Below are 25,771 nucleotides of genomic sequence, written 5' to 3' on the forward strand. Positions count from 1 at the left end.
AATATATAACTAATTCCGCAGCGGTTTGCCTGTTTTGATCACACTTTGCAACCTTTCCAGGGTTTTACGCTCCCCGCAAAGGCTGAGGAAGGCTTCCCGTTCCAGGTCCAGCAGGTATTGCTCGCTCACCAGCGCGGGCTCGCTGAGGTCCCCGCCGCACATTACGTAAGCCAGCTTCTGCGCAATTTTCACATCGTGGTCTGATATGTAGTTGCCGAAGCGCATGCCGTTGACCCCGGCCAGCATGGCGCCCAGGGCGGAGCGGCCCATCACCTTCACGTCTGTCCGTTCTATGGGGCGTACGTAGCCTTCGCTGGCCAGCTCTATGGCTTTTTCCTTGGCGTCGGCAATCACGCGGCTTTGGTTGTAGCTGATATCATCCACACCGTGGCGTAAAATACCCAGTTCAAATGCTTCATGAGCGGAAGTGCTCACCTTGGCTTGCGCAATGGTGAGGTATTTTTCCTGCAAAATAGGCATCTCGATGCGGCCTTCCTGGTACTCGTCCGAGGCCCGCAGCGTCAGTTCCTTGGTGCCGCCGCCGCCGGGGATGAGGCCTACGCCCAGCTCTACCAGGCCTATGTAGGTTTCCGCCGCGGCCTGCACCTTGTCCGCATGCAGGCTCATTTCACAGCCGCCGCCCAGGGTAAGGGCATGGGGCGCCACTATCACCGGTATGGAAGAATAACGGATGCGCATGGTGCTGCGCTGGAACAGGCGGATGGCCATGTCCAGCTCATCGTACTCCTGCTCCGCCGCCAGCATGAAGATCATGGCCACGTTGGCGCCTGCGGAGAAATTGGCGCCGTCGTTCCCGATCACCAGCCCCTGGAAGTCTTTTTCCGCCAGGTCTATGGCCTTGTGTACGCCTTCCAGCACTTCTCCGCCAATGGAGTTCATTTTGGTTTTCCAGTCAAGCCCCAGTATGCCGTCTCCCAGGTCATACACATTGGCGGCGCTGTTTTTCCAGACAATATTGCTGCTGTAGTTCTCGAGGATGATGAAGCTGTCTGCGCCCGGCACCGGCTTGTACGCCTTTGTGGCCAGGTCGTAATAGAACTTTTTGCCGTTCTCTACCTTGTAGAACTGCTGAACGCCGGCGGCCAGCATGTCTTTCACCCAGTCTGCCACTGTGAGGCCGTTATCTGTAATGGTTTTGATACCCGCTTCCACGCCCAGCAGGTCCCACGTTTCGAACGCGCCTATTTCCCAGCCGAAACCGGCTTTCATGGCATCGTCCACTTTATAGAGATCGTCCGCAATTTCGGGGATGCGGTGAGATACGTAAGAGAACAGCCGTGCATGGAACTGCTGGTAAAACTGCCCGGCCTTGTCAGACGCGCCGGCCAGCATCTTGATGCGCTGCTTCAGGTCTTCCACCGGTTTGGCGGCCTCTATGCTGGCAAACTTCGCTTTCTGCTTGGGGCCGTACTCCATGGTCTCCAGGTTGAGCGTCAGTATCTCCTTGCTGCCGCCTTCTCCCTTTGTTTTTTTGTAGAAACCCTGCCCCGTTTTGTCTCCCAGCCAGTTGTTCTCCACCACCTTTTGCAGGAAGGGCGGTATTTTCATGATGTTGCGCGCCTCATCATTTGGACAATTCTCTTCCACTCCCTTTGCCACTTTCACCAGCGTGTCTATGCCCACTACATCCGCAGTGCGGAAGGTGGCGGATTTGGGCCGGCCTATCACCGGGCCGGTGAGCGCATCCACTTCATCTATGCCCAGCTTCATCTGTTGCATGATGTGGAAAATGGCCATGATGGAGAACACGCCAACGCGGTTGGCAATGAAGGCCGGCGTGTCTTTACACAGCACGGTGGTTTTGCCCAGCACCAGGTGTCCGTAATGCATCAGGAAGTCTGTTACGGCGGGGTCTGTATGCGGCGTGGGAATAATTTCCAGCAGGCGCAGGTACCGCGGCGGGTTGAAGAAGTGCGTGCCGCAGAAATGTTTCCTGAAATCTTCACTGCGGCCTTCCGCCATCAGGTGAATGGGAATGCCGGAGGTATTGGAAGTGATGAGCGTACCGGGTTTGCGGAACTGCTCTACCTGGTCAAATACTTTTTTCTTGATATCGAGGTTTTCCACCACTACTTCAATCACCCAGCCGCAACCCGCAATATCTTTCATATTGTCTTCAAAGTTGCCGGTGGTGATGTGTTTGGCGGCGGATTTGGTATACAGTGGAGAGGGATTGGATTTGATGGCCGCCTGCAGCGCCTCGTTCACGATCCTGTTCCTTACAGCCGGATGGTCTGTGGTTAATCCTTTCGCCTTTTCCGCGTCGCTGGGCTCTTTGGGCACAATATCCAGCAGCAGCACCTTCACGCCTACACCGGCAAAGTGGCAGGCTATTCTTGATCCCATTACGCCAGAGCCGAGCACGGCAACTTTGTTGATCCTTCTTTGCATAGTATTCCAGCTTTTGAATGATGAATTTAGCATTTTTTGTGCTTGGAACGGCGCGGGGCATGAAAAAACCCCGCGGTAAAAGCCGCGGCGGCGGGGAACGGCGGCAGGCCTGCCCGCGTAACAAAAAGCCCTGCGGCGTTATACGGGCCGCAGGGCTTTTACTTTAAAAAACGTATTAAATTTTCCTCAGCTTACGCCGCTGCCTGGCGCTACGGCGTCTGACGGGTTGACGAACACGAGGCGGCCGTCTTTATCTTCCGCCATCAGTATCATGCCCTGGCTTTCAATGCCGCGCATTTTACGCGGCGCCAGGTTGGCCACCAGCGTTACCTGTTTGCCTACAATGGCTTCCGGCGCGTAGTGCATGGCAATGCCGCTTACCACGGTGCGTTGCTCGTCTCCCAGGTCTACCGTCAGTTTCAGCAGTTTATCCGCTTTTTCCACTTTCTCCGCTTGCACAATGGTACCTACCTTCAGGTCCAGCCTGGCAAAATCGTCGTACTGAATCTCTGCTTTTTTGGGCTTTTCAGGGGCGGCGGGCGCGGGCGCCTGCTGGGCCGTGGCCTGTTTGAGGCCGGCGTGCAGTTTGTCTACCTGCGCTTTCACCTGCTCGTCTTCCACTTTTTTGAACAGCAGCTCGGGCGCGCGCAGGGAATAGCCTACGCTCACCAGCTTCATGCTGCCGGCGTTTTCCCATTCCAGCATGCGGTCTACCACTTTCAGCATGTGGCAGATCTTCTGCGCGGTGAACGGCAGAAAGGGGTTCACGAAAATGGCGAGGTTGGCGGTCAGCTGCAGGCAAACGTGCAGGCAATTGTCTATCACCTCCTGGTGCTGCGCCTGCAGTTCAGGCGTTTTGGCCAGTATCCACGGCTGTTTTTCCTGCAGGTAGCGGTTGCCTTCGCGGGCTACGTTCATCACTTCGGCCAGCGCATCCCGGAAGCGGAAGGTTTCCAGGGATTCGGCTATTTTCCCCTTCGCGTCCTGCAGCATGGCGTAAATGGCATCATCTGCGGCGTCTTTCGCCGCAGCGTGCATAGGAGGCACTTTTCCGCCGCAAAGTTTGTGCATCAATACCATGGTACGGTTCACAAAATTGCCGAAAATAGCCACCAGTTCATTGTTATTCCGGTCCTGGAAGTCTTTCCAGGTAAAGTCGTTATCCTTTGTTTCCGGGGCCGTGGCGCACAGCACGTACCGCAGTACGTCCTGCTGGTCAGGGAAGTCTTTTATGTATTCATGCACCCACACGGCCCAGTTGCGGGAAGTGGATACTTTTTCACCTTCTATGTTCAGGAACTCGTTGGCGGGCACATTGTCAGGCACCACAAAACCGCCGTGGGCCTTGAGCATGGCCGGGAAAATAATGCAGTGGAACACAATATTGTCTTTCCCGATGAAGTGGATCAGCCGGGTATCTTCCTGGCACCAGTAGTCCGCCCAGTTTTCCGTCAGTTCCTTGGTGGCGGAAATGTAGCCGATGGGCGCATCGAACCATACGTACAGCACCTTGCCTTCGGCATCTTTCAGGGGCACCTTGATGCCCCAGTTGCTGTCTCTCGTCATGGCGCGGCTTTGCAGGCCGTTGTCCAGCCAGCTTTTGCACTGGCCGTACACGTTATTTTTCCACTCCTTATGGTCTTCAATGACGTATTGCTTCAGCCAGGGCTCATAGTTTTGCAGCGGCATGTACCAGTGTTTGGTTTTCCTTTTCACCGGCACGGCATCGCTGAGGGCGGAGCGGGGGTTGATCAGCTCATCGGGGCTGAGGGCGCTGCCGCAGCGCTCGCACTGGTCGCCATACGCCTTGTCGTTCCCGCATTTGGGGCAGGTGCCGATAATGTAACGGTCTGCCAGGAACACCTGTTTCACTTCGTCAAAATACTGTTCGGACTCCTTCTCTTCGAAAACACCGTCGTTATACATTTTCAGGAAGAAGTCTGAAGCCGTCTGGTGATGAACAGGGCGGGAAGTGCGGGAAAATATATCGAAAGAGATGCCCATGGCATCGAAGCTGTCTTTGATGATAGCGTAGTACTTGTCTACGATGGCCTGCGGGCTTACGTTTTCCTGCATGGCCTTGATGGTGATGGGAACGCCGTGCTCGTCCGTGCCACCCACAAATTTCACGTCTGTTTTCCTGGCTCTCAGATACCGCACGTAGATGTCCGAAGGCAGGTAACACCCGGCCAGGTGGCCGATGTGTACGGGGCCATTTGCATAAGGGAGCGCTGCGGTCACCAGGTATCTGTTAAATTTTTGCATCTGAATATGATTCGTCTATTTAAAAATTAAAATTGTGGCAATATCATTTATTTTGTGCGCCGGGCAAAAGTACCCGATTTTTAATCAGCAAAGGTAAACTAAAGCACTGTAGAATGATCAAAATTCCGCCCAATCTCAAAAAAGGCGACCTGATAGGCATCACCTGCCCCAGCAGCAAAATGGAGCTGGCCGCGGCCGAATATGCGGCCGGTGTGATAGAAAGCTGGGGCTTCCGGGTACACCTGGGCATTACGGTAGGCACCAGCTTTCATAACTTCTCCGCTCCTGACGAGCTGCGGCTGGAAGAACTGCAGGATATGATGGACCATCCAGACATCAAGGCCATCATTTTCGGGCGCGGGGGCTACGGCATGATCTGCATCCTGGACCGCATAGACTTCAGCCGTTTCCGCAAACACCCCAAATGGCTTTGCGGCTACAGCGATATTACCGCGCTGCATGCGCACCTGCAGCAGCGGCAGAAAATAGCCAGCATCCACGCCATGATGTGCAGCGGCATTACCATGGCCACGCACGAGAACATATACGTGAACAGCCTGCGCGAGGCCCTGCTGGGCAAGCGCAGCCGCTACGCCTGCCAGCCCCACGCCATGAACCGCGGCGGCAAAGCCAAAGGCGCCCTGGTAGGCGGCAACCTTTCCCTGCTGGCCAACGTTTCCGGCTCCCGCTCGCAGATCAACACCAGGGGAAAGATACTGGTGCTGGAAGATATCGGGGAGTACCGGTACAACGTAGACAGGATGATGTATAACCTCAAACGCGCCGGCTGGCTGGACCACCTGGCCGGCCTGGTGGTAGGCTCGTTTACAGAGGAAAAGGAAACCGAGACCCCGTTTGGCCAAACGGAGTACGAAATTATCCGCAACCTGGTGCAGGAGTATGATTACCCGGTAGCCTACGGCTTCCCCGTGGGGCACCAGGAGCAAAACTATGCGCTCAAACTGGGCATACCGCATGAACTGAAAGTAAGTGGCAAGGGGGTGAGCCTGGAGGAGGTAAAATAGCCTACAACGCCATCACGGAATCCAGCTTGCGGCGGTACAGCGGGTAATCCCGCAGGTTGTTATGCCCGCCGTCCGGGATGGTCACAAATTCATCGTCTTTTTTCAGCAGCTCTTGCAGCTTTTTACCGGACGCATACGGCACGGTTTCGTCTTCCGTACCGTGAAAAATGGTAACGGGGGCCGTTACGGCCGGCAGGTACTCATAAGTGGGCAGGTTAAAGTCCAGCATCAGGCTGTAGGGGTAAATGGGCGCGGCCTGGGAGGCCACATCTTCCAGGCTGTAATAGGGCGTTTCCAGCAGCAGGCGCCGGCAGTCCCGTACGGAGGCCAGGTGGGCGGCAATACCCGTTCCCAGCGACTTGCCGTAGATCACGATCTGCCACGGCGCAAAGCGGCTGCGCGCCACCTTGTACATCAGCAGCGCATCCTCATACATGGCCGCTTCCGTGAGGCGGCCGGTGCTTTTCCCAAACTCCCGGTAATCCATCATCAGCACATCGTACCCGTGTTGGGTAAAATCAGGCGCCGCTTTGGCGTACCGGTTAATGTTGCTGGAATTGCCGTGAAAATACAGCACCATGCCCCGCGGGCGGTTGGCCTTGAACAGCACCGCGCTGAGCTTTACCTTTTTGTTGACCGGTATCAGCAGTTCCTGGAAGGGAATATCAAACTTGTACTGATAGTTGACCGGCAATACTTCCGGGTGAAAAATGAGCTTGTTCTGCACAAAATACAATATCACCCCGGCCGCAAAATACAGCCCGATGGCCCAGATGGCAATTTTCTTAACGTATTTCAGCACTTTGGTCTTTTCCATACTGATCATTCCTGCAAAATATCCCTGATGAACGCATGATACTCCGGGAAGGAAGGGAGGTTGTTGTGCCCGCCGCCTTCAATGCGTATCAGCGTGATCCTGCGCGGGTTGAGCGCCTGCAGGTGCTGGCTGTGGCGGATGGGTATCAACCGGTCCCGGGTGCCGTGCAAAATGTAGGTATGGCATTGCACCTTCCTGATCCAGAGGTCTGTCCGCAAATGGTACCGCAGCACCCAGCGCAGCGGTAAAATAGGTAAAAAACGCTTTACCACCCTGGCAAAACTGTAATAAGGCGCGTCCAGTAGGAGGTAACGGGGGCGGTTATCACTGGCCAGCTTGGCCGCAAAACCGCTGCCCATGCTGCGCCCGTACACCAGTATATGATTTTCGGGGTGTACGGCCACCAGGGAATCGTATACGAACTGCGCATCGTGCATCAGCTGGGGCTCGCTTCTTTTACCGGTGCTTTTACCAAAGCCGCGGTAGTCTATCATCACCACTTCATACCCGTAGCGGGTAAAATCCCGCGCAAACTTGCCCCAGCCTTTGATGCTGCGCGTGTTGCCATGGAAGTACAGCAATATGCCGCGCGGCTGCGGTACGGTAAAATGCAACCCGTTGATGCGTACGCCGGGAGCGGGCTCAAAAAAAAGTTCTTCAAAAGGCTGATCGTACCGGAACACAAAATCAGGCCGCAGTTTTTCCGGTTTGAAAATAAACCGTTCCTGCACAAGGTAGACCAGTACCAGCAGCACCAGGTACCCGGCAATGATGTATATAACGGTGGGGGACATCTTTAGTCTTCCACATCGGGCACTATCTCCAGCCCGTACTCCTCCGCGGTGAGCAGGCCGCGCGCTTTCACCGCCGCTATGCCGGCCGCGTCTGCCGCCAGCTCAGACACTTCAAATTTCTGGTGCAGGTAGTCGAACGTATGCAGCTTGCCCGCCAGCCCCGGCACGCCGGCCAGGTACTTGATCACCTCATTCACCATCAGCAGGGCGGAAGCGCCGTGCGTGGCGCCCATGGCCCCGGCGTCAAAGTTGCGGAACTCGTCTATCTGCATCTCGCTGCAGCGGTAAGAGCCGGAGCGCGCGCCGCTATCCAGCGGCATGTTGAAACCGCCCCACCAGGCCATCCAGTTATGCACTTCCCCGGTCATGAACGGCTTGTTGTGCAGCAGGCAGGCATCGCTCACCACCAGGTGGGTGGCGCGGTGCTGGGAGCAGTCTATCACCAGGTCAAAACCGCTGATCACCTGCTCCACGTTGTCAGGCTTCACCTGCAGCAATATGGGGTAATGCTTGTTCCAGGGATTGAAGGAGAAAAGGCGGCTGGCAGCCATTTTGGCCTTGTGCTTCCGCAGGTCCTGCATGTTGAAAAGCGGCTGGCGGTGCAGGTCTTCTTCCAGTATCACGCCATAGTCCGCAATACCGATCACCCCGGTGCCGGCGGCGCTGAGGTATTGTATCACGGGGCCGCCCAGGCCGCCCGCCCCTATTACAAGGACGCGCGATGTTTTCAGTGTTTCCTGCAGGCCTATGCCCATACCCGGCACTGCAATGGGATGTTTATATCGTTCCAGTTCTTTTTCAGACAGCATGAGAGCGAAGCTATTGATTCAATAATACACTGCAAAGATAGGGAGAAAGCGCTGCTTACTCCTGCGGGAACTCCATGGTGAAGCGGCTTCCCTTGCCCAGTATGCTCTCCACCCTGATCTTCCCCTTATGCGCGTCTACAATGGCCTTTACATAACTCAGGCCCAGGCCGAAACCTTTTACATTGTGAACATTGCCGGTATGCGCGCGGTAAAATTTCTCGAAGATGCGGGATACCGTGTCCCTGCTCATGCCAATACCATTGTCCGCAATGGAGATCACCAGGTTTTTACGGGTGTTGCCGGTGGTGATGCGAATTTCAAGATTGTCTTTGGAGTATTTGATGGCATTGTCAAGCAGGTTGAAAATGAGATTGGAAAAATGCACTTCGTCTGCCTTGATAATGGGCTGATGGGCATTGAGCTGCAGGTCTACCCGGCCGTTCTTGCCTTCCAGCTGCAGCTGCAGGTTTTCCACGGTGTTGGTAATGAGGTGGTGCACGTCCATAGGCTGCAGGTTCAATGCAATTTCTTCCTTCTCCATCAACGCGGATTGCAGGATGGATTCTACCTGTTTGTTCATGCGCCGGTTCTCTTCCTTGATGATGCCGGAAAAGTAACGGATCTTGTCCCGGTTGTCCATCACCCGTTCATTGCCGATGGCGTCTATGGCCAGGGAAATGGTGGCCAGCGGCGTTTTCAGCTCATGCGTCATGTTGTTGATGAAGTCGCTCTTGATCTCGGACAGTTTTTTCTGCCCCAGCATGGTGCGGATGGTGAGCGCAAAAGCGGTAACGATGATGATGGTGAAAAGAATACCGCCAAATATCATCCAGCCCAGGGATTTGAATACGGTAAGGCTGCTTTGCGGCACAAACACCACCAGGGCTTCCGGAGAGGTGGTGCCGATGTTTTCGGAAAGCGGTATGGCATATTGCAGGTACAGGGCGGAATCTTCCACAGCGCCGATCAGCCTGTCTGTAAAATGCGCGGAGCTGAACAGCGCGTACCCTTTGTTGAGCACGCCAAATTCAAACACCGTGTCCAGCTTGCGTTCTTTAAACGCGTTCTTCAACAGGTCAGATACTTCCTGCTGGTCAAAACGCTGGCCCACCGAAATGTTAGGATTCATAACTTCCGGCAGGAAGATGGAGCCGCCCGGCCCCGTTTGTTTGTAAGCGTCTATTTTCAGCCGGTTCAACACCTGTATCTGGCGGTTCACCATCACTTCCCTTACAGCAATTACGGCTTCCGCCGTTTTCTGTTCCTTCTCTTCCCTTTTGATACGGGCCACACTGTCTATCCAGCTGTACTGAATGTAGATGATCCCCAGCAGGGACAAGGTGATCAAGGCAATGATGACAGGAAATATCTTCTTTAACGGCAGCATGTTACGGTCTGGTAATAAAACGATAAATATAGGGAAAATCCCCTCCTGGTGAACTAATTGCTATAGCAACTATGGTACAAAATTAATTCGTGGAAAGGCTTATCCGTGGCCCGGTCCGCTATAAACTACCACTTTAACGTAATTTTAACGCGGATTTTATGCTGTAATTATTTCCAGTTTCCATAACTTTGCATTGTCATCTGGTACCAAATTTGATGTACTCAGATAACACACAAAACAAGCGAATAAACTTTCTACATACATCGACGTGGATTCGTTCCATAAGCGATTTAGATTTTGGTTGATAAAATGGTAAGGGATCTTTCTAGGTCCCTTTTTCTTTTGCCCTACATCTCCACCGGGTACCTTACCGGCAGAATGGGCCGGGTACCTTACCGGAAATTCATGGATACGCTGCCTTTCCGGATCAAGTTGAAAAGCCGGAGAAAGCGTAAAAAGCAACAGAGCACTGATAATCATAATTATAATGATGATTTAAATTTGGCATATGAACAGGCGGCCAACTTCTTATCGCCTTCTTATCGGCTTGGTACCTTGGGCTTATCGGCTTCTTATCGGCTTCTTATCGCCTTGTTACATTCTTACAGCTCAAGTCCAATACCGGCAGAAACGCGGTAAAAAGGCAGTTCTTCAGGCCAAATGCGACAAAGAAGGCTTTGGCACCCCCACCCGCAGATTCTCCGAAAAATAACCCCGGTTTTTCCCTTTTCTTGGCTAAATTTGGTTAGAGCTTAAGGAAAAAAGGTATATGGATACACTGGCGCCTGGAATATTGCTGATAGCGGACCCTTTTCTGAAAGATCCGAATTTTGCCCGAACGGTGGTGTTGCTTTGCGAGCACCAGGAGGAAGGCAGTTTCGGCTTTGTGGTGAACCGGCAATTTGACCAGAAGCTGGATGAGCTGATACCCGCCGTGTTAACCCCCAACATCCCCGTTTTTTTTGGCGGCCCCGTTCAGATGGACACCATTCATTTCATTCACCAGATGCCCGCGCTGATAGAGGGCGGTTTTGAGGTATTTCCCGGCATTTACTGGGGAGGGGACTTTGCGGCCGTAGTGGAGCTGATCAACGCCGGCGCGCTGGACCTTCAGAAGATCAAATTTTTCATTGGCTACTCCGGCTGGAGCAGCGGCCAGCTGGAAGGGGAGCTGACGGAAAAGAGCTGGATCATTTCCAGCATCAACCCGCCACTGCTGTTTTCAGAAGATGAGCAGGAGATCTGGAAACAATCCCTGCAGGATAAGGGCAACAACTTTGCCATGATGGCCAATTTCCCCATAGACCCTTCCCTGAACTAAAAACAAAAGGCCAGGCATGCAGCCCGGCCTTCTGGTATCTTTCCTGTAAGAGCGATCAAACAACGGTAGCGCCTTCCACAAGTACGGTGGCCTTGTTGTTCAGCACCTCCACAAAGCCACCTTCAATGGTGTAATGCTCTGCCTGGTTCTTGTCTTTCAGCACCTTCATTTTGCCTTTACCCAGCGCCGCAATAAGGGGAGCGTGGCGGTCCAGCACTTCGAAGGAACCGTCTACACCCGGCAACTGGATACCATACACATCGCCTGTGTACAGCTTTCTTTCAGGTGTTAATATTTCCAATAACATGTTAATCAGTTTAATGATGGATCATCCCGGCTGCCTTATTTGGCGGTAGACAGCAGTTTTTTGCCTTTTTCAATGGCATCGTCAATAGAACCAACCAGGTTGAAGGCTGCTTCCGGATACTCGTCCACCTCACCGTCCATGATCATGTTAAAGCCACGGATGGTTTCTTCAATGGGGACCAGTACGCCTTTCAGGCCGGTAAACTGCTCTGCCACGTGGAAGGGCTGGCTGAGGAAACGTTCCACACGGCGTGCGCGGGATACGGTCAGTTTGTCCTCGTCGCTCAACTCGTCCATACCCAGGATGGCGATGATGTCTTGCAGCTCCTTGTAGCGCTGGAGGATCATTTTCACACGCTGGGCGCAGTTGTAGTGTGCCTCGCCTACAATGGCGGGGCTCAGGATGCGGCTGGTAGAGTCCAGCGGGTCTACCGCGGGATAGATACCCTTGTCGGAGATCTTGCGGGACAGTACCGTGGTAGCATCCAGGTGGGAGAAGGTAGTGGCCGGAGCAGGGTCCGTCAAGTCATCCGCCGGTACGTATACCGCCTGTACGGAGGTAATGGAGCCGTTTTTGGTGGAAGTGATACGTTCCTGCATCAGGCCCATTTCAGTGGCCAGGGTGGGCTGGTAACCTACCGCTGAAGGCATACGGCCTAACAGGGCGGATACTTCGGAACCTGCCTGGGTGAAACGGAAGATGTTATCTACGAAGAAAAGGATGTCACGGCCGCCGCCTGCGGTACCATCCCCATCACGGAAGTATTCCGCCATGGTAAGGCCGGAGAGGGCCACACGCGCACGGGCGCCGGGGGGCTCGTTCATCTGGCCGAAAATGAAGGTGGCCTGGGATTCTTTCAGCTCGTCCCTGTCTACAGCAGCCAGGTCCCAGCCGCCATGCTCCATGGATTCCTTGAATTTTTCGCCATATTTCACAATGCCTGCCTCGATCATTTCGCGCATCAGGTCATTCCCTTCACGGGTACGCTCGCCTACACCGGCAAATACGGACAGACCGGCGTGGCCTTTGGCGATATTGTTGATCAGTTCCTGGATCAATACGGTTTTACCTACACCCGCACCGCCGAACAGGCCGATCTTGCCGCCTTTTGCATAAGGCTCGATCAGGTCAATTACCTTGATACCGGTAAAGAGCACTTCCGTATCAGTGGCGAGGTCTTCGAAACGGGGGGGCTGGCGGTGGATGGGAGCGCCATTGGTAGCGTCCAGCTGGCCCAGACCGTCAATAGCTTCCCCTACCACGTTGAACAAACGGCCTTTGATGGCATCACCGGTAGGCATTTTGATGGGAGCGCCCTTGTCCGTAACGGCCATACCGCGAACCAGGCCGTCCGTAGAGTCCATCGCTACGGTACGAACGCTGTCTTCACCCAGGTGTTGCTGAACTTCCAGCACCACTTTCTGGCCGTTTTCACGGGTAAGTTCGAGGGCGTTATAAATTTCGGGCAATTTTCCTTCAAAATGCACGTCCACAACGGGACCGATGATTTGTTTGATCTTACCTGTGTTAGGCATATTTCTTAGAAGTTTATTAATGCTAAAGCAAAATTTTGCGCAAAGGTAATATTTGAAGCCTGAAAACCCAAAATTATGAGAATTTGATTTGGGGTGATTTTCGTCAGGTTTACGGCCGCCCGGCAAATATATTAAGTTTGTGTTATAGGATAGCATTTTTCCTTTCTGCGCAGTATTTTTACGGGGCTACTCAACCTTTAAAAACCCGTTCCATGCAAGATAAGCAAGCCTTAGACCGCCGCAGCTTTCTCGGCGCCATTGCCAAGGCCGGTATTGCCGGCAGCATCAGCCTTTCACCGCTGGCCGCTGCCGCCGCCACGGTAAAAGCAACCAAACCCGCGGAGCCCGCGCCATACGCCTTTGCCTGCCCGCCCTACCTCCAAAACCCGGAGCCTACGGCCGTTACCATCATGTGGATGAGCAACCGCCCCTCCTACAGCTGGGTAGAGCATGGCGAAACCGCCGCCCTGGGCAGCGTTGCCCACCACGCCGAAGGCGGCATTGTAGACTCGTACAACAGCCTGCACCGCGTGCGGCTGGAAGGCCTGAAACCTGACACTACTTACCATTACGTTGTAAAATCAAAGGAAATAGCCGAGTTCCAGCCCTACAAGCTCACCTACGGGGAAACGATCACCAGCGAGGTGTTCAGCTTCAAAACGCCCGCCCTGAAGCCCAAAGAGGTCAGCTGGCTGGTGATGAACGATATTCATGACCGGCCCAAAAGCATCCCCCACCTGGTAGGCCTGAACAAAGACCCATATGATTTTGTGTTTTTCAACGGCGATATATTTGACTACCAGGTAGATGAACAACAGGTGATAGACCACCTGCTGCTGCCGGCCGGCCAGGCCTTTGCCTCCCAAAAGCCGTTCATTTTTACCCGCGGCAACCACGAAACGCGGGGTAAATACCGCCGCGAGCTGGGCAACTACTTTGACGGCCCTTATTATTTCGCCAAAACCTGGGGGCCGGTACATTTTACGGTGATAGATACCGGGGAAGACAAGGAAGACACCCACCCCGTATACGCCGGCATCGTCAACTTTGACCAGTACCGCCAGCAGCAGGCGCAATGGTTTGCCCAGGTGGCGCAAACCCCGGCCTTCAAAAAAGCGGCCTTCCGGGTGGTGATGATGCATATTCCTCACTATTACTCCGGAGACTGGCACGGCACCATGGACTGCCGCCGCCTGTTTGCCCCGCTGTTCGAAAAACACAAGGTAGACCTCAGCATTTCCGGCCATACCCACCGCTACGGCATACACCAGCCGGTAGCCGGGCAACACGCCTACCCCATTGTGATCGGCGGCGGGCCCAAAGAAGGCTTCCGCACCATCATGAGGGTGAAGGCTACGGAAAAAGACCTGAACCTGGTAATGCTGAAGGATGACGGCACGGAAGTGGGGCGGGTAGACCTGAAAAGTAAACGCTAACGTCATAAAAGCAAAAGAGCAGGCCGCAAAGCCTGCTCTTTTTTATTGTAACGAAGGGTCAATCCTTCAATATCCACATATCCACATTTGCATCGTCATTCCCCCCGTACTGCGTACTGATAGCCGCTTTCACATGCTCCCCGTTGTAGTCCAGCTCCTTTTGCGGGTACAGCCAGCGGCGGGGAATACGGTCCGGCATGGTGTTCTGGTTGGAAGCGGGGTTCACCGGCAGCGCGGGGTAGCCCGTGCGGCGGTATTCGTAGTAGCCGTTGTTGGGCGCATGCAGAAAGGTGGCAAGGTATTGCTGTACGGCAATCTGCTCCACCTGCTCCGCTAACGTGGCGCCAAAGGCCACATCGGGGCCGGCCAGGTAAGTTTGAATGCTGGCGGCGTCTATTTTCATGTTGTGATGGAAACGCGCATCGTCTGGCGTGTTGCCGGCCACAAATTCCATGGCGGCGGTGATGCCCTGTTTATAATAATTTTCCGCGCCGGTGATCCACCCCCTTGCGGCGCCCTCCGCCAGTATGAATTTCAACTGGGCAAAGCTGAGCAGGCAGAAGGGCTCGCCCTGCGGAATTTCCGTATAGCGTTCGTTCATGGCGCTAAAATCTTTACTGCTGGCCACTTTGCTCAGGTCAGAGTACACGGCGGCGGCGTCTATGCCTTTATAGGCCGTCCAGTCATTGGCGGTTTTGCCGCCGGTAATTTCTACAGGAGAAGGTTTGGCATAATAGAACAGGCGCCTGTCTTGCAGGGTTTTCAGCTGGTCTATCAGCGTAGTGGTGAGCATGTTGTAAATGATGAACTGGTTGTTTTCCTTGAAGAAGGGGTACTTCTGGCCGGCCTTGTCTGAATATTTCAGGGCAAAGTTGTCTGCATTGCTTTCAAACACCGGGCGGGCGGAGACGATCTGCTGAAAACGTTCTTTCACCTTCAGATCTGTATCTCCCGCTTTGCGGTACAGGTTGATGAGCACCTTCAGTTGGAAGCTGTTGGCCAGTTTGCGCCATTTGGCGGCGTTGCCGTTATACACCGGGTCTCCGTCAAAGCTGGCGGCCTTCGAGAACAGCACGTCGGCAGAGTCCAACTCCGTCAGAATGCCCATGAACACTTCTTTCTGGGTATCATATTTCGGGTTGATCACGTTGTCTGATTCACCTTTCAGCGCTTCGGAATACGGCATGTCCCCCACCTGCATGGTGAGCTGGAAAAACTTCCAGGCGCGGAGAAAATGCCCCAGCCCCTTGTAGGCATTGTGCTTGCCCTCGTCTGTAGCGTAACGTACCATTTGCGGCACGTTGTTCAGTATAACCAGCCCGTCAAAACTGGTGCGGCCAAACTTGTTGTATTGCGATGCTTCCGGGAACTCTGACCATGCCACGTATTTACTGAGCATGAAATTATAGAGGAAACTTTTCTGGGAGCTGATATCGTCTTTCGTGATGTTCAGGATCAGCTTGGTGGCCAGCATGCCGGAGGTAACATGGGTGGGCTTGTCCGGGTTGGTATTGATCTCGTCAAATTTGGAGCAGCCCGCTGCCAGTATAACCAATGCCGCAATGATGTATGGTATGATGTTTCTGGTCATGATCATTCGTTTTAAAAGGTCACCTTAAGGTTCATGCCGATGTAGCGGAGCGAAGGAGAGCTGACGTCGTCACTGCCGCCGTCAGGATCTACAAAGCGGAATTTTTTTGTCCATAAAAACACGTTCTGCCCTGTAACGGCCACACTGGCGCTTCTGGCGCCTATCTTGCCGGCAATGGCGCCGGGCACGCGGTAGGCGAACGATACATCGCGCAGCTTCAGGAAGGAGGGATCTACCCAGCCGCCGGGGATGCCGGTCTGGTAGCTGCGGGCATAACTTTCGTAGGATACCGCCTTGTCGTTAGCCGCAAACTGGCGGTCGTCTTTCGTGATCTGGCCGTATTTGTCCCGCACCACGGAGCCGGACGTTACTTTCACGCCCTGCCCTACATAGTTGATCTTGCCGTTCACCGTTTCATCGTACCGCCAGTTGTTATCACTGTCCGGATGCGAGCCCGTGTCCCACATTTTGGCATCGGTGTAATTGTCCAGCAGGCCGCCTACCCTGCCGTCAAAATTGAAGGAGAGGCTGAAATCGCCATAAGAAAAAGTATTGCCCCAGCCCCATACCCAGGAAGGGTCCAGGTAACCGATACGGGTCTTGTAATCGCTTTTGAGCGGCATGCCGTTGGCCTGGTGTATCACGTTGCCCGAGAGGTCCCGCTCCCAGTCATTGATGGTAACGGCATCTACGCGGGCGCCTACCTTGGTCCAGAGGTTATCCGCGGAGTACACGGAGTCCAGGGACTTGTAGTACCGGCGGGAGGTAGACCAGTTGAGGATGGTTTCCCACTGGAACCGGCCCCGCTTCAGCACGGTAGCGTCTGCGGTTATTTCCACACCGCGGCGAACGTAGGTCTCGTCTATATTCACCAGCTTGGAGCTGAAGCCGGACGTGGAAGACACGCTGGCGCTGGCGGGAATGTTGTACGTGTATTTGTTATAATAAGTAGCATCCAGCCGCAGGCGTTTTTTCAGGAAGTAGGCCGCCGTACCAATTTCCCAGGTACGGTCCGTGCGGGGCAACACGTCTGCGCCCAGCAGGTTGTCAGGATAGGTGGCGGCGTTGTAGCCGTCCCAGGCGGCAGCGGTGATGGAGTACGTGCGGTTGGTGGCGTACACGGCCAGGTCGTTCTTGGACTGCGCCCAGGAGCCGCGCAGCTTCCAGAAGCTCACCCAGGAGGGCAGCTGCATGAACTCAGACAGTACCACGCTGGCGCCGTAAGAGGGATAAAAATAGGAACCTGTTGTTTTAGGCAGGGAAGAGCTCCAGTCGTTCCGGCCCGTTACGTCCAGGAAGATGCGGTTCTTCCAGCCCAGGCTGGCCTTGGCGTACAGGCTGTTCACCTGCTTGGCGCTCTGGGTGGCGGTTACGTCAGGCCTTTCAACGGAAGCGGCCAGCGAGTAAAAACCGGGAATGCTGATGCCGTTGCGGGTGGAAGCCTTGGTGTATTCATCCTTGTAATAATAGATGGTACCGCCGGCCAGTGCGTCTACGGCAAAGTCTCCTATCTTTTTCTCGTAGGTAAAGATCAGGTCGTTGTTGGTGCTGTAGCCGGTAGACCTGTCAAACGCATACATGCCGAGCGCGTTCCAGCCCCTGGTGGAGTTGATGCCGATGGGGTTGCGGCGGGTCTCTACGTGGCCATAAAAATCCCAGCCGCTGCGCAGTATCACCCTGGCGCCGTCAAATACTTTATACGTAGCGGTGAGGCTGGCGTTGGTGGTGTTCTGGTCTATGCCTTTCAGCTTTTCGTAGGCCATCAGGTACGGGTTATCGTACCAGGCCTTGTAATGCCAGTTCTGCTGCTGGTCCGGCACTACCCAGTAATCCCGGTATTTGGAGAGATCGTATTCCGGGCCTGTCCACATCAGGATGTTATAGATATAGCCCTGGTCTCCGTAGCCTTTGCCGGCAATCTGCGGACTGAGCCTTTTGTTGTAGCCCATGTGGCTTTCCAGGGAGAAACGGTCTCCCAGCTTTATTTCGCCGCCAACGGTGAAGTTCACCATGTCCAGCTTGGCATTGGGGTATTGCCCTTTGTCGTGTATATGCGTCATAGACACGCGGAAGCTGCCATACTCGCCGGTTTGCGCCACGCTGATGTTGTTGTTGGTCACATACCCGGCTTCCAGGAAGTTGCGGAAGTTGTTGCGGCCGCGGGAGGTCAGCTCCATGTTCTCCATCTGTTTGGTTTCAGGGTTCCACTGCTGCGCCATTTCCCCGTTATCCAGCCGGGCGCCCCATACATAGTCCGTAGGGTCATACTCCCCGCCAAGCCCCGCGCTGTAAGAGGTTTGCCCCTTTGGCAGCGCCAGGAAACCGGCCGTGAACATAGTGTTGCTGTTGAGCGTTACAGACAGGCCTTTGCTGTTGTTGCCCTTTTTGGTAACAATGATGATGGCGCCGGCGCCGCCACGCTGGCCATAAAGCGCCGCCGCGGTGGCGCCTTTGAGTATGTCCATGCTTTCAATATCGTCAGGGCTGATATCCCGCAGGGTAAGGTTGCCGTAAGGCACGCCATCTATTACCAGCAGCGGGGTGGCGCCGCGCAGCTCAATGGTGGGCGCCTGAAAGAACTCCGTGCTGTTCTTGATCACCAGCCCGGATATCTTGCCGGTCAGCGTGGTGCCTATATTGGTACCTTTTACGGTCTGGATGGCTTCGCCTGAAATTTTCTGCACCGCGTAACCGAGTGATTTTTCTTCCCGCTTGATGCCCAGGGCCGTTACCACAAACTGGTCCAGCACACGGTTCTCCGTAGCCATTGTTACATGGATGGAGGCCCTGCCGTCTACCGGTACCTCGGTAACGCGGTAGCCCAGCATGTTCAGCACCAGCGTTGCATTGTCCGGCACGTTTTTGAGCGTGTACGCGCCGGCGGTATTGGTGATGGTACCATTGGAGGTACCCTTCACCACTACGGCCACGCCCGGCAAAGGCGTGCCGGTGGTTGAATCCGTAACGGTGCCGCGCACTTCTATGCGCTCCACCGCTACTGTTTGCCCCTCCGCGGCCAGGTCTGCCTGCGGGGCAACGGGCCTGATAATATAATGCTGCAGGCCATTGGGCGTAAGGGTCAGGCCCAGTTGGGCCAGGCGTATTTTCAGCTCGCGGTCCCAGCCGTTTTTGACCAGCGTGGTGATGCTGGCGTTCCGCACCTTCTTATGGCCAATGAGTGCTGCGTTGTAACTGAACTTTACGTTCAGCGCCTCTTCCAGGTCAGACAGCAGGGTGCTCAGCGATGTCATTTCCGCATGGCCGCTTTGTATCCTTGCCGGGAAATTCCTGACGGTGGCATATGTTTGGGAATAGGCATAATGATAGCTGCCAAGCAGCAACAAGCCACCCAGTAATGTGATCCTCATACTTATGTTTCGTTAGGTAAGTGTGATAACTACTTTGTTTTTTTCTGAATTAGAATGATGTTTTGGTTGATACGTTGTGCCTGCAGGTCAAATGTTTTTTCCAGTGTCTTTATGCTTGTTCTAATATCAGTTGACGATAAATAACCCGTGAATACGAGCGCGGATAATGACGTGTCCGCAAAACGCAGCTCCTGCCCGAACTCCTGCTGCAGGTGGTATGCCACGCCTGCCAGCGTTTGGTTGCGGAACGTGAGCAGGTTGTCTTTCCACGCGGCGTACAACAATGTATCTGCCGGCCTGCGGGAAAAGGTTTTGAGCCCCGGGTCAAAGTCCGCCATCTCACCCGGTTTGAGCAGCATCTCATGTACGTTCTTCACCGTATTCACCCGTACTTTCACGCTGCCCCTGGTGAGCACTACGCGGGCTTTCCCCCTGCGCGCGTCCACATTAAATTCCGTTCCCAGCACTTCCACGTCCAGCGCATGCGGCGTATGTACAATGAAAGGTTTGGCGGCCACGGCTTCTACCGCAAAGTAGGCGGCGCCGCTGATCTCCACTTCCCGCCGCTGTTTCCCGAAATTGCCCGCTACTGTCAGTACGGAACCGGGTTTCAGTTGTACGGTAGTACCGTCTTGCAGGCGGATGGTTTTGGCCGTGTCCCCGTCTGCCACCATGATGGTATCCGCCGGCGGGCGCATCCATACATACCAGCCGGCACAGGCCGCTATGCCCAGTACCATGGCCGCCGCCGCCATGCGCCACCAGTTAACGCGGCGGGGCGCGGGGCGTACTGCCGTAATGGTGCTGTACACCAGTTCCGCTTCTTCCACCGTCATTGCCGGGCCGCCGGGCGCCAGGTCTTCCGGCATGGGCAGGTCTTCCGCGGACCCTCCATCCAGCAGATATTCGCGTATATATTCCTTTTCACCCGGCGTGGCAGTGCCTTCCGCAAAACGAATAAAGAGCGCTTTGATGTTTTCCTTTTCCTCCATAAGTGTGTCTGCAATAAGTAATACGACCGGGAAAGAAAGAGGGACGATCCTCCGTGAAAAAAAATTTACAGCTCGATCTGAAAGGCTACTGCTATGGCTATGGCTACCAACATTTCATTATGTCCGCCTAATTGTTCACGTAATATGCGCGTTGCTTTTACGATCTGGTCTTTCACTGTGTTGCGGGAAATACCGAGGCGTTCGGCAATTTCCTCATGGCTGAGCCCATCAAAGCGGCTCATCCTGAATATCTGGCGCCGCTGCGGCGGCAGGTTGTCTATTATACGGGCCTGGGCTTCCTCCAGCTCGCGGAGAATAACCCGGTGGTCTGTACCGGCCACACTGCCGGGTTGATGATACAGAATATGCTGGCGCAGCTTTTCACTGTGCATGGCCTTCTTCAGGTAATCAAACACGTAGTTGCGGATGGCGCTGAAGAGGTAGGCTTTAATGGAGAGGTTGCCGTTGAGGTGGCCGCGGTTGATCCATGTTTTCATAAATACCTCCTGCACCGCGTCCAGCGCTATTTCCCTGGAGCGGGTCAATTTGCAGGCATAACCGAAAACAGGTTGATGGTATTTGGAAAAGAGACGACGGAACGCCGCTTCGTCACCCTGGTTTACCAGTTCACACAGGAGCACATCCTCATCCGTGGCGTATTGATTGTTCACTTGTGCATTCATATCCATCTGGCATACAAAATATCAAATAAATGACAATTCCCGGAATTGCACGGTTAAATTTCCGTGAAGGCATTTATTTGCATTCATATACAATTGGTTATCTGGCTGCTTGACACAAGCGGCGATTGGCAAGGCTTACAGGTCATTATTTACCGGTAGCCACACAGGCAAAGGGATCCTGGTCCCCGGGCGCCACGCGCTTGTCTTTAGACCAGCAGAAATTCATGGCCTGGCTGGTAACGCTGACCAGCACAATGTTCACCTTGGTGCCTTTGCGGGAATTGGAGGCTGGTACGGAGCCGGTGCCTTTTTCGGGGATGTTGTGTACGGTATACTGCTCTGTTTTGAATACGTTGCCGTTGCCACGGAGGTATTGCACGGCCACTACGGCATTATCTATGGGGTATTCCGTCTGGTTGCGAACGGTGATCTTCAGGTCTTTGATGCCGCCCAGGAAGCCGGTTTTGTAATCTCCCGTGTTGATGGAAATATATTGTTTCCAGTTGCGGCGGTAGTACTCCCGCCTGTCTACGAACTGGGCCTGGGCCTGCACCTGCAGGTCTTTGCGGTCTGCTATCTGCTGGGCGTTGCGGCTGCTGAGGGTGAGGCTGTTGCGCAGGTCGCGGTTTTCCCTGATCAGCCGCTCATTCTCACGGAGCAACTGGCCGGCCCGCTTCTGCTCCGCGCAGGACTTTACGCCCAGCGCCAGGATGAAAACACCTAATACCGCAAACAAGATCCATCTTTGAGTCATACAGTTGTTACAGAAAAAATAATGCCGGATTTCATGGGGCCGGCATTATTGACAGCTCGGGCGCCGTAGTTAATTTACACAGCACGCCATACCGCAAGCGGGGCGTTTCATTTTCAGCAATCAGGCGTTGCGGTCGTTTTGCCAGCGCCCGTAGCGGCCTTCCGGCAATGGGAGCGCTTCTTCCGCTCCGCCTACTTCTCCGTGAACTCGTAGCTGATCCGCCTGTCTTGCTCAAAATCATACAGGGTAAGCCTGCGCACGGTGTAGTAGGCGTTCCAGAAATTACGCAGGGCGGCAATATACCCCTGGCTGGCCTGGTCTTTTTCCTGCTGCGCCAGGTTCAGGTCTGTAATGGATATTTTGCCAATGAGGTAACGCTGCTTTGTGATCTCGTACCGCAGGCGGGCAATGGTGTCCGCCTTGGTGGCGCTGGCCAGCAGTTTTTTCTGGATGTTGAACTGCTGGGTTTGCAGGTATACTTCCTGCTCAAAGGAGCGCTCTGCCTGCTGCACGTCTATCTCTATCAGGTCCCGGTTGGCTTTGGCCTGCCGAACGCGGTTGCGCGCGCGGCCCCAGTCCATAATAGGAATGGCTATGCCCACGGAAAGGTTCTGCTGCACGTCCCCGCCGCGGTATACCCCGCGGAAGGTGGAATCGTTGTTAGACTGCCCCAGCTGCGCCCGCAGGTTGAACTCGTAGCCGCTGTAAGCGCGGGCCTCGGCCACATCCTGCTCCGCTTCCAGCCGCCTGCGCCGGAACTCCAGCACAGACTGGCGGTTGTTGCCGGCCTCGGCCACCGCTTTGTCTAGCGGTACGTCAAACAACGGCGTGTTATTGGGCAGGTTCAGTGCTATATCAGCGTCTTTCGGCATGTTCAGGAAACGTTTCAGCTCCTGGTAGGCAATTTCTTTCTGCAGCGTGGCCTGCTCCAGGGAGTTGCGGGCATTGAGCAGGCTCAGCTCTATCTGCAGCAGCTCGTTCTCCGCTATTTTGCCCAGGTCAAAACGGCCCTTGGATATTTTATACAGCGTGTCTGTATTCTGTACGTTCAGCTGGTAGATATTTTCCTGCGTTTGCGCGGCCAGCGCGGCAAAAAAGTAGCCGGAGGCATCCAGCGCCACCCGCTCCAGGTCTTCTACGTAAGTACGCTTGCTTTCCTCATAGAGGATGGGTGATATTCTGCGCTCCCAGTAGTACGGGTTGTACACTACAGACGGCTGGTTGTAGTTGATGGAAAACGGGGTGGCCAGGTACGCCGTTCTTTTATCAGGCGAGAACTGGTCAAACCGCGCCAGGTCTGACCGTACGGAAAAGATACCGCCCGTCCACGGTACCGCCTGGCGCAAGCCCAGGCCCAATGAGGTGTTGGAAGTTGAACGGCGGCGGTATTCAATTTTACCGTCCGGCTGCAGCACCTCCACCGTTTCGCCCATGGGGCTGCTGTTGTTGGAAAGGTCCAGCACCAGTTGCGGCATCTGCCCCGCCCTGAAGTACCGGTAAGCATAGAGGGAGTTCAACGCCCGGCTTTGCGCGCGGTAATAGGAGGGCGAACTTCGCTGCGCCATGCTCACTACATCCTGCAATACCATTTTCTGCTGCGCACTGGCGGTTATCACAATGCTCATAGCGCAGAGGGAAATAAAAAAGAGTTTGATTCTAGGCATGACGTAAACATTCAATCGGGTTCTGGTTAGCCGCCTTCCGGGCCGGGGATATCCCGAATATCAGCCCAACGGAAGAAGCCAGCACAAAAGATAAAAGGATGGAAATAACGGAGATGATCGTTTTAATATCGGCCACCTTGTCTACAGTATACGCCCCCAGCACGCCGAGGAGTATCCCTATAAAACCGCCGCAGAGGCTGATGAGCACGGCCTCAAAAAGGAACTGCATCACAATGTCCCTTTTCTGTGCGCCAAGGGCCATGCGGATGCCTATTTCTTTGGTGCGTTCCAGCACGGAAGCCAGCATAATGTTCATGATGCCGATGCCGCCCACCAGCAGGGAAATTCCCGCAATGGCGCTGAGCACTATATTGAACACATCTTTCGTTTTCTGTTGCTGCTGCAACAGCTGCTCGGGTATGCTCACTTCAAAGTCCATCACGTCACTGTGCCGGCGCTTCAGCATGCGGCTGATGATGCCGGCGGAGGCCGTGAGCTGCTCCGGCTGATGCACTTTCACCACCAGTTGGTCCAGCTGGTGAACAGACTGGCTAACGGGCTGGTTGCGGTTCTCGTCAGACTCGAACCAGCTGCGGTGTTCGATGCGGATGGCCGGGTTGCGGTACCGCACCAGGGTGGTGCGGATGGGCACATAAATATCCATGTTGTAGTCCCGGATGCCAAGGTTCTGCTTGGTGGCGCTGCTGATGAGCTTTTCATCCGTTACCCCTATGATCTTGAGCCACTGCTGGCCGCATTTGATCACCTTGCCCAGCGGATCTTCCGAAATGAAGAATTTCCTTTTCACCCCCGCGCCAATGATGCATACGCCTTCGCCGCCGCCCAGCTGCTGCTCGTTGAACATTTTGCCGGAAGAGAGGCCGATGTTGTTAAGGGCAAAAAAAGACGGCTCCACGCCTACCATTTTCAGGCGCTTGCTTTTGCCGCTGTAGATCACGTCCTGCTCCAGTATCATTTCCGGGCTGATGGCCTCTACGGTGGGCACCATTTTCAGGATGCTGTGGGCATCCTGCAGGCTGAGGCCCTTGGAGAACTTTTTCTTTTCTTCTTCGGTGTTCTTGCCCTGGGCCGCTTTCTCTTCCTCATCTTTTTTGTCTTCCAGCACCGGTTTGATCACAATGTTATTGACGCCCACCAGTTTCATCTGGTTCATGATCTCTTCTTTTGCGCCCCGGCCAATGGCCAGCATGGCAATTACCGCGCCTACGCCGAAAATAATGCCCAGCGCGGTCAGGAAAGACCGGAGGCGGTTGGCCACAAGCGAGTCCAGCGCAATATTGAGATTGTTCATGTTACGGGCTCCCCATACTTTTCGCATGCTGTTCGTTTTTATTTGAGGAGAGTGATCTTGTTATCCTTTGCAGTGGGAGGCTCTGCCATGTACAGCCTGTCTCCCGCTTCCAGGCCCTTTTCCACCACTACTTCTTCATCGTTGCTTTTACCCAGCTTCACTTCGCGCTTTTCAATGGCGTTGCCTCTGCTGACGTATACGTAGCTGTGCGTTTTTTCGCTGAACACGCATTCCAGCGGAATGATCATCTTGTCCGGTATCTGGTTGATGAGGATGTTGTTGGAAGTGGTCATGCCGGGTTTGAGAATGGAGTCTACCTTATCCAGCTTGATCATCACTTCAAACACTTTGGCATTGGAGCCGGGGCGGTTCTCTCCGATGTTGGCCACGGAGGTGACCATGCCGCTGAGCTTTACTTCGGGGAAGGCATCCAGGCCCATGGTCACTTTCTGTTCTTTTTTGATCTTGCTGATGTCTACTTCATTGATGTAGGTTTTGGACATCATGCTGGACAGGTCCGGCAGCATGGCCAGGCGCGGGTCCCAGGAGCGGATGGCGGAGCCGGCTTTCTTTTTACCGCCGGCGGCATAGTCTACGATATATACCAGCAGCCCTTTTTTGGGGGCGGTAATGCGGAATTTGCTGCGCAGCTCTTCCAGGTTATTGACCTGCTCCTGGCGGCGTTTCACCTCACGGGCGGCCTGGTCCATTTTGGCGGCGGCCTGCCGCTGCTGGATCTTGTACTTTTCCATGAGCTGGTCCAGGTCACGCTGGGCCTTTTCCAGGTCCAGCTCCGCCTGGCGGATGGTGGCCGGGGGCTCAAACTTGCTCAGTTCCAGGGCCAGCTTCTTCTGCTCCATCTGGAACCGGAGGTTCTGCATGTTGTCTCGTGATTCCCGCATCTGCAGGGTGGTATCCAGCGAGGTTTGAGACAGGGTGGTGAGCGCCCTGTCCAGCTCCAGCTGCACGTCTCCTATCTTTTTGTTCACCACGGCGGGGTCAAGGGAGGCAATGTAGTCACCCTCCTTTACATGGCTGCCTTCGGCCACCATGTCCTGTATCTTGATCTCCTCATAGATCTGGTTGGATTGAAGGCCGGAAGGGGCCTGGATGTAAACGGTATTTTCCGCCATCAGTTCACCGGGGCTGACCACCACATCGCGGAAATTGCCTTTTTTTACTTCAATGATCGGGATAACGCCCGCAGGTTTGCTTGCAAATACGTAGTAGAATACTACCAGGCAAACAATTAGGGATGCGGCAATGAGCCACCATTTTTTCTTGAACATAGGCAAAATG

19 protein-coding genes are annotated in these 25,771 nt (G+C 54.5%); 3 read left to right on the top strand and 16 right to left on the bottom strand.

What is annotated here, in order from left to right; all coding sequences use genetic code 11:
- Nucleotides 1–9 precede the first annotated feature (9 nt).
- Together D3A97_RS03765 and metG are read right to left on the bottom strand one after the other, a co-directional pair.
- Nucleotides 10–2,412, bottom strand: coding sequence for a 3-hydroxyacyl-CoA dehydrogenase/enoyl-CoA hydratase family protein (locus D3A97_RS03765; protein WP_119076787.1), 2,403 nt, complete (start codon nt 2,410–2,412; stop codon nt 10–12).
- Nucleotides 2,413–2,598: 186 nt separating this feature from the next.
- Nucleotides 2,599–4,677: a methionine--tRNA ligase gene (gene metG / locus D3A97_RS03770; RefSeq protein WP_119076790.1), complete on the bottom strand. Its 2,079-nt coding sequence runs from the start codon at nt 4,675–4,677 to the stop codon at nt 2,599–2,601.
- A gap of 113 nt (nt 4,678–4,790) precedes the next feature.
- Here metG and D3A97_RS03775 point away from each other — a divergent pair, with 113 nt between their 5' ends.
- Nucleotides 4,791–5,702 carry a S66 peptidase family protein gene (locus D3A97_RS03775; RefSeq protein ID WP_232825841.1) on the top strand — a complete coding sequence of 304 codons (912 nt, stop codon included), beginning with the start codon at nt 4,791–4,793 and terminating at the stop codon, nt 5,700–5,702.
- A gap of 1 nt (nt 5,703) precedes the next feature.
- Here the strand turns inward: D3A97_RS03775 and D3A97_RS03780 are convergent, their stop codons facing one another.
- The 4 genes from D3A97_RS03780 to D3A97_RS03795 are packed head-to-tail and all read right to left on the bottom strand — an operon-like array spanning nt 5,704 to nt 9,509.
- Complete coding sequence (locus D3A97_RS03780) at nt 5,704–6,528, bottom strand: alpha/beta hydrolase (protein WP_119076792.1); 825 nt, start codon at nt 6,526–6,528, stop codon at nt 5,704–5,706.
- A complete protein-coding gene (locus tag D3A97_RS03785; RefSeq protein WP_119076794.1) occupies nt 6,525–7,313 on the bottom strand; it encodes an alpha/beta hydrolase in 789 nt (262 codons plus the stop codon). The genes D3A97_RS03780 and D3A97_RS03785 overlap by 4 nt, the downstream gene beginning before the upstream one ends.
- 2 nt (nt 7,314–7,315) lie before the next feature.
- On the bottom strand, nt 7,316–8,122 hold the full coding sequence (locus D3A97_RS03790; RefSeq protein ID WP_119076796.1) for a HesA/MoeB/ThiF family protein: 807 nt from the start codon (nt 8,120–8,122) through the stop codon (nt 7,316–7,318).
- Between the two features lie 55 nt (nt 8,123–8,177).
- Complete coding sequence (locus tag D3A97_RS03795) at nt 8,178–9,509, bottom strand: sensor histidine kinase (RefSeq protein ID WP_119076797.1); 1,332 nt, start codon at nt 9,507–9,509, stop codon at nt 8,178–8,180.
- 769 nt (nt 9,510–10,278) lie between these two features.
- On the opposite strand from D3A97_RS03795, the gene D3A97_RS03805 reads away from it, so the two are divergent.
- On the top strand, nt 10,279–10,830 hold the full coding sequence (locus D3A97_RS03805; protein ID WP_119076801.1) for a YqgE/AlgH family protein: 552 nt from the start codon (nt 10,279–10,281) through the stop codon (nt 10,828–10,830).
- 55 nt (nt 10,831–10,885) lie between these two features.
- Here D3A97_RS03805 and atpC read toward each other — a convergent pair whose 3' ends face one another.
- Both atpC and atpD read right to left on the bottom strand, forming a co-directional pair.
- Nucleotides 10,886–11,137 (bottom strand): ATP synthase F1 subunit epsilon, encoded by a 252-nt coding sequence (gene atpC / locus D3A97_RS03810; RefSeq protein WP_119076803.1) that lies wholly within the window; start codon nt 11,135–11,137, stop codon nt 10,886–10,888.
- A gap of 35 nt (nt 11,138–11,172) precedes the next feature.
- Nucleotides 11,173–12,672 carry a F0F1 ATP synthase subunit beta gene (gene atpD / locus D3A97_RS03815; protein ID WP_119076806.1) on the bottom strand — a complete coding sequence of 500 codons (1,500 nt, stop codon included), beginning with the start codon at nt 12,670–12,672 and terminating at the stop codon, nt 11,173–11,175.
- 212 nt (nt 12,673–12,884) lie between these two features.
- On the opposite strand from atpD, the gene D3A97_RS03820 reads away from it, so the two are divergent.
- On the top strand, nt 12,885–14,108 hold the full coding sequence (locus D3A97_RS03820; protein WP_119076808.1) for a purple acid phosphatase family protein: 1,224 nt from the start codon (nt 12,885–12,887) through the stop codon (nt 14,106–14,108).
- 58 nt (nt 14,109–14,166) lie between these two features.
- On the opposite strand, the gene D3A97_RS03825 is transcribed toward D3A97_RS03820, so the two are convergent.
- From D3A97_RS03825 to D3A97_RS03860, 8 genes are all read right to left on the bottom strand, one after another.
- Nucleotides 14,167–15,699: a SusD/RagB family nutrient-binding outer membrane lipoprotein gene (locus D3A97_RS03825; protein ID WP_198673854.1), complete on the bottom strand. Its 1,533-nt coding sequence runs from the start codon at nt 15,697–15,699 to the stop codon at nt 14,167–14,169.
- 11 nt (nt 15,700–15,710) lie between these two features.
- The gene (locus tag D3A97_RS03830; RefSeq protein WP_119076812.1) at nt 15,711–19,067 is read right to left on the bottom strand and encodes a SusC/RagA family TonB-linked outer membrane protein; all 3,357 of its coding nucleotides are present in this window, start codon (nt 19,065–19,067) and stop codon (nt 15,711–15,713) included.
- A gap of 29 nt (nt 19,068–19,096) precedes the next feature.
- Nucleotides 19,097–20,059, bottom strand: a complete 963-nt coding sequence (locus D3A97_RS03835; RefSeq protein WP_119076814.1) for a FecR family protein — start codon at nt 20,057–20,059, stop codon at nt 19,097–19,099.
- A 65-nt stretch (nt 20,060–20,124) separates the two neighbouring features.
- Nucleotides 20,125–20,742: an RNA polymerase sigma-70 factor gene (locus tag D3A97_RS03840; RefSeq protein ID WP_198673855.1), complete on the bottom strand. Its 618-nt coding sequence runs from the start codon at nt 20,740–20,742 to the stop codon at nt 20,125–20,127.
- 145 nt (nt 20,743–20,887) lie between these two features.
- Nucleotides 20,888–21,496 carry a hypothetical protein gene (locus tag D3A97_RS03845; RefSeq protein ID WP_157986338.1) on the bottom strand — a complete coding sequence of 203 codons (609 nt, stop codon included), beginning with the start codon at nt 21,494–21,496 and terminating at the stop codon, nt 20,888–20,890.
- Nucleotides 21,497–21,687: 191 nt separating this feature from the next.
- Nucleotides 21,688–23,160 carry a TolC family protein gene (locus D3A97_RS03850; RefSeq protein WP_232825842.1) on the bottom strand — a complete coding sequence of 491 codons (1,473 nt, stop codon included), beginning with the start codon at nt 23,158–23,160 and terminating at the stop codon, nt 21,688–21,690.
- Complete coding sequence (locus D3A97_RS03855) at nt 23,153–24,499, bottom strand: ABC transporter permease (RefSeq protein WP_119076824.1); 1,347 nt, start codon at nt 24,497–24,499, stop codon at nt 23,153–23,155. The genes D3A97_RS03850 and D3A97_RS03855 overlap by 8 nt, the downstream gene beginning before the upstream one ends.
- A gap of 11 nt (nt 24,500–24,510) precedes the next feature.
- Complete coding sequence (locus tag D3A97_RS03860) at nt 24,511–25,761, bottom strand: efflux RND transporter periplasmic adaptor subunit (protein ID WP_119076827.1); 1,251 nt, start codon at nt 25,759–25,761, stop codon at nt 24,511–24,513.
- Nucleotides 25,762–25,771 lie beyond the last annotated feature (10 nt).

Source organism: Chitinophaga alhagiae (genome assembly GCF_003568665.1).
Classification (GTDB): domain Bacteria; phylum Bacteroidota; class Bacteroidia; order Chitinophagales; family Chitinophagaceae; genus Chitinophaga; species Chitinophaga alhagiae.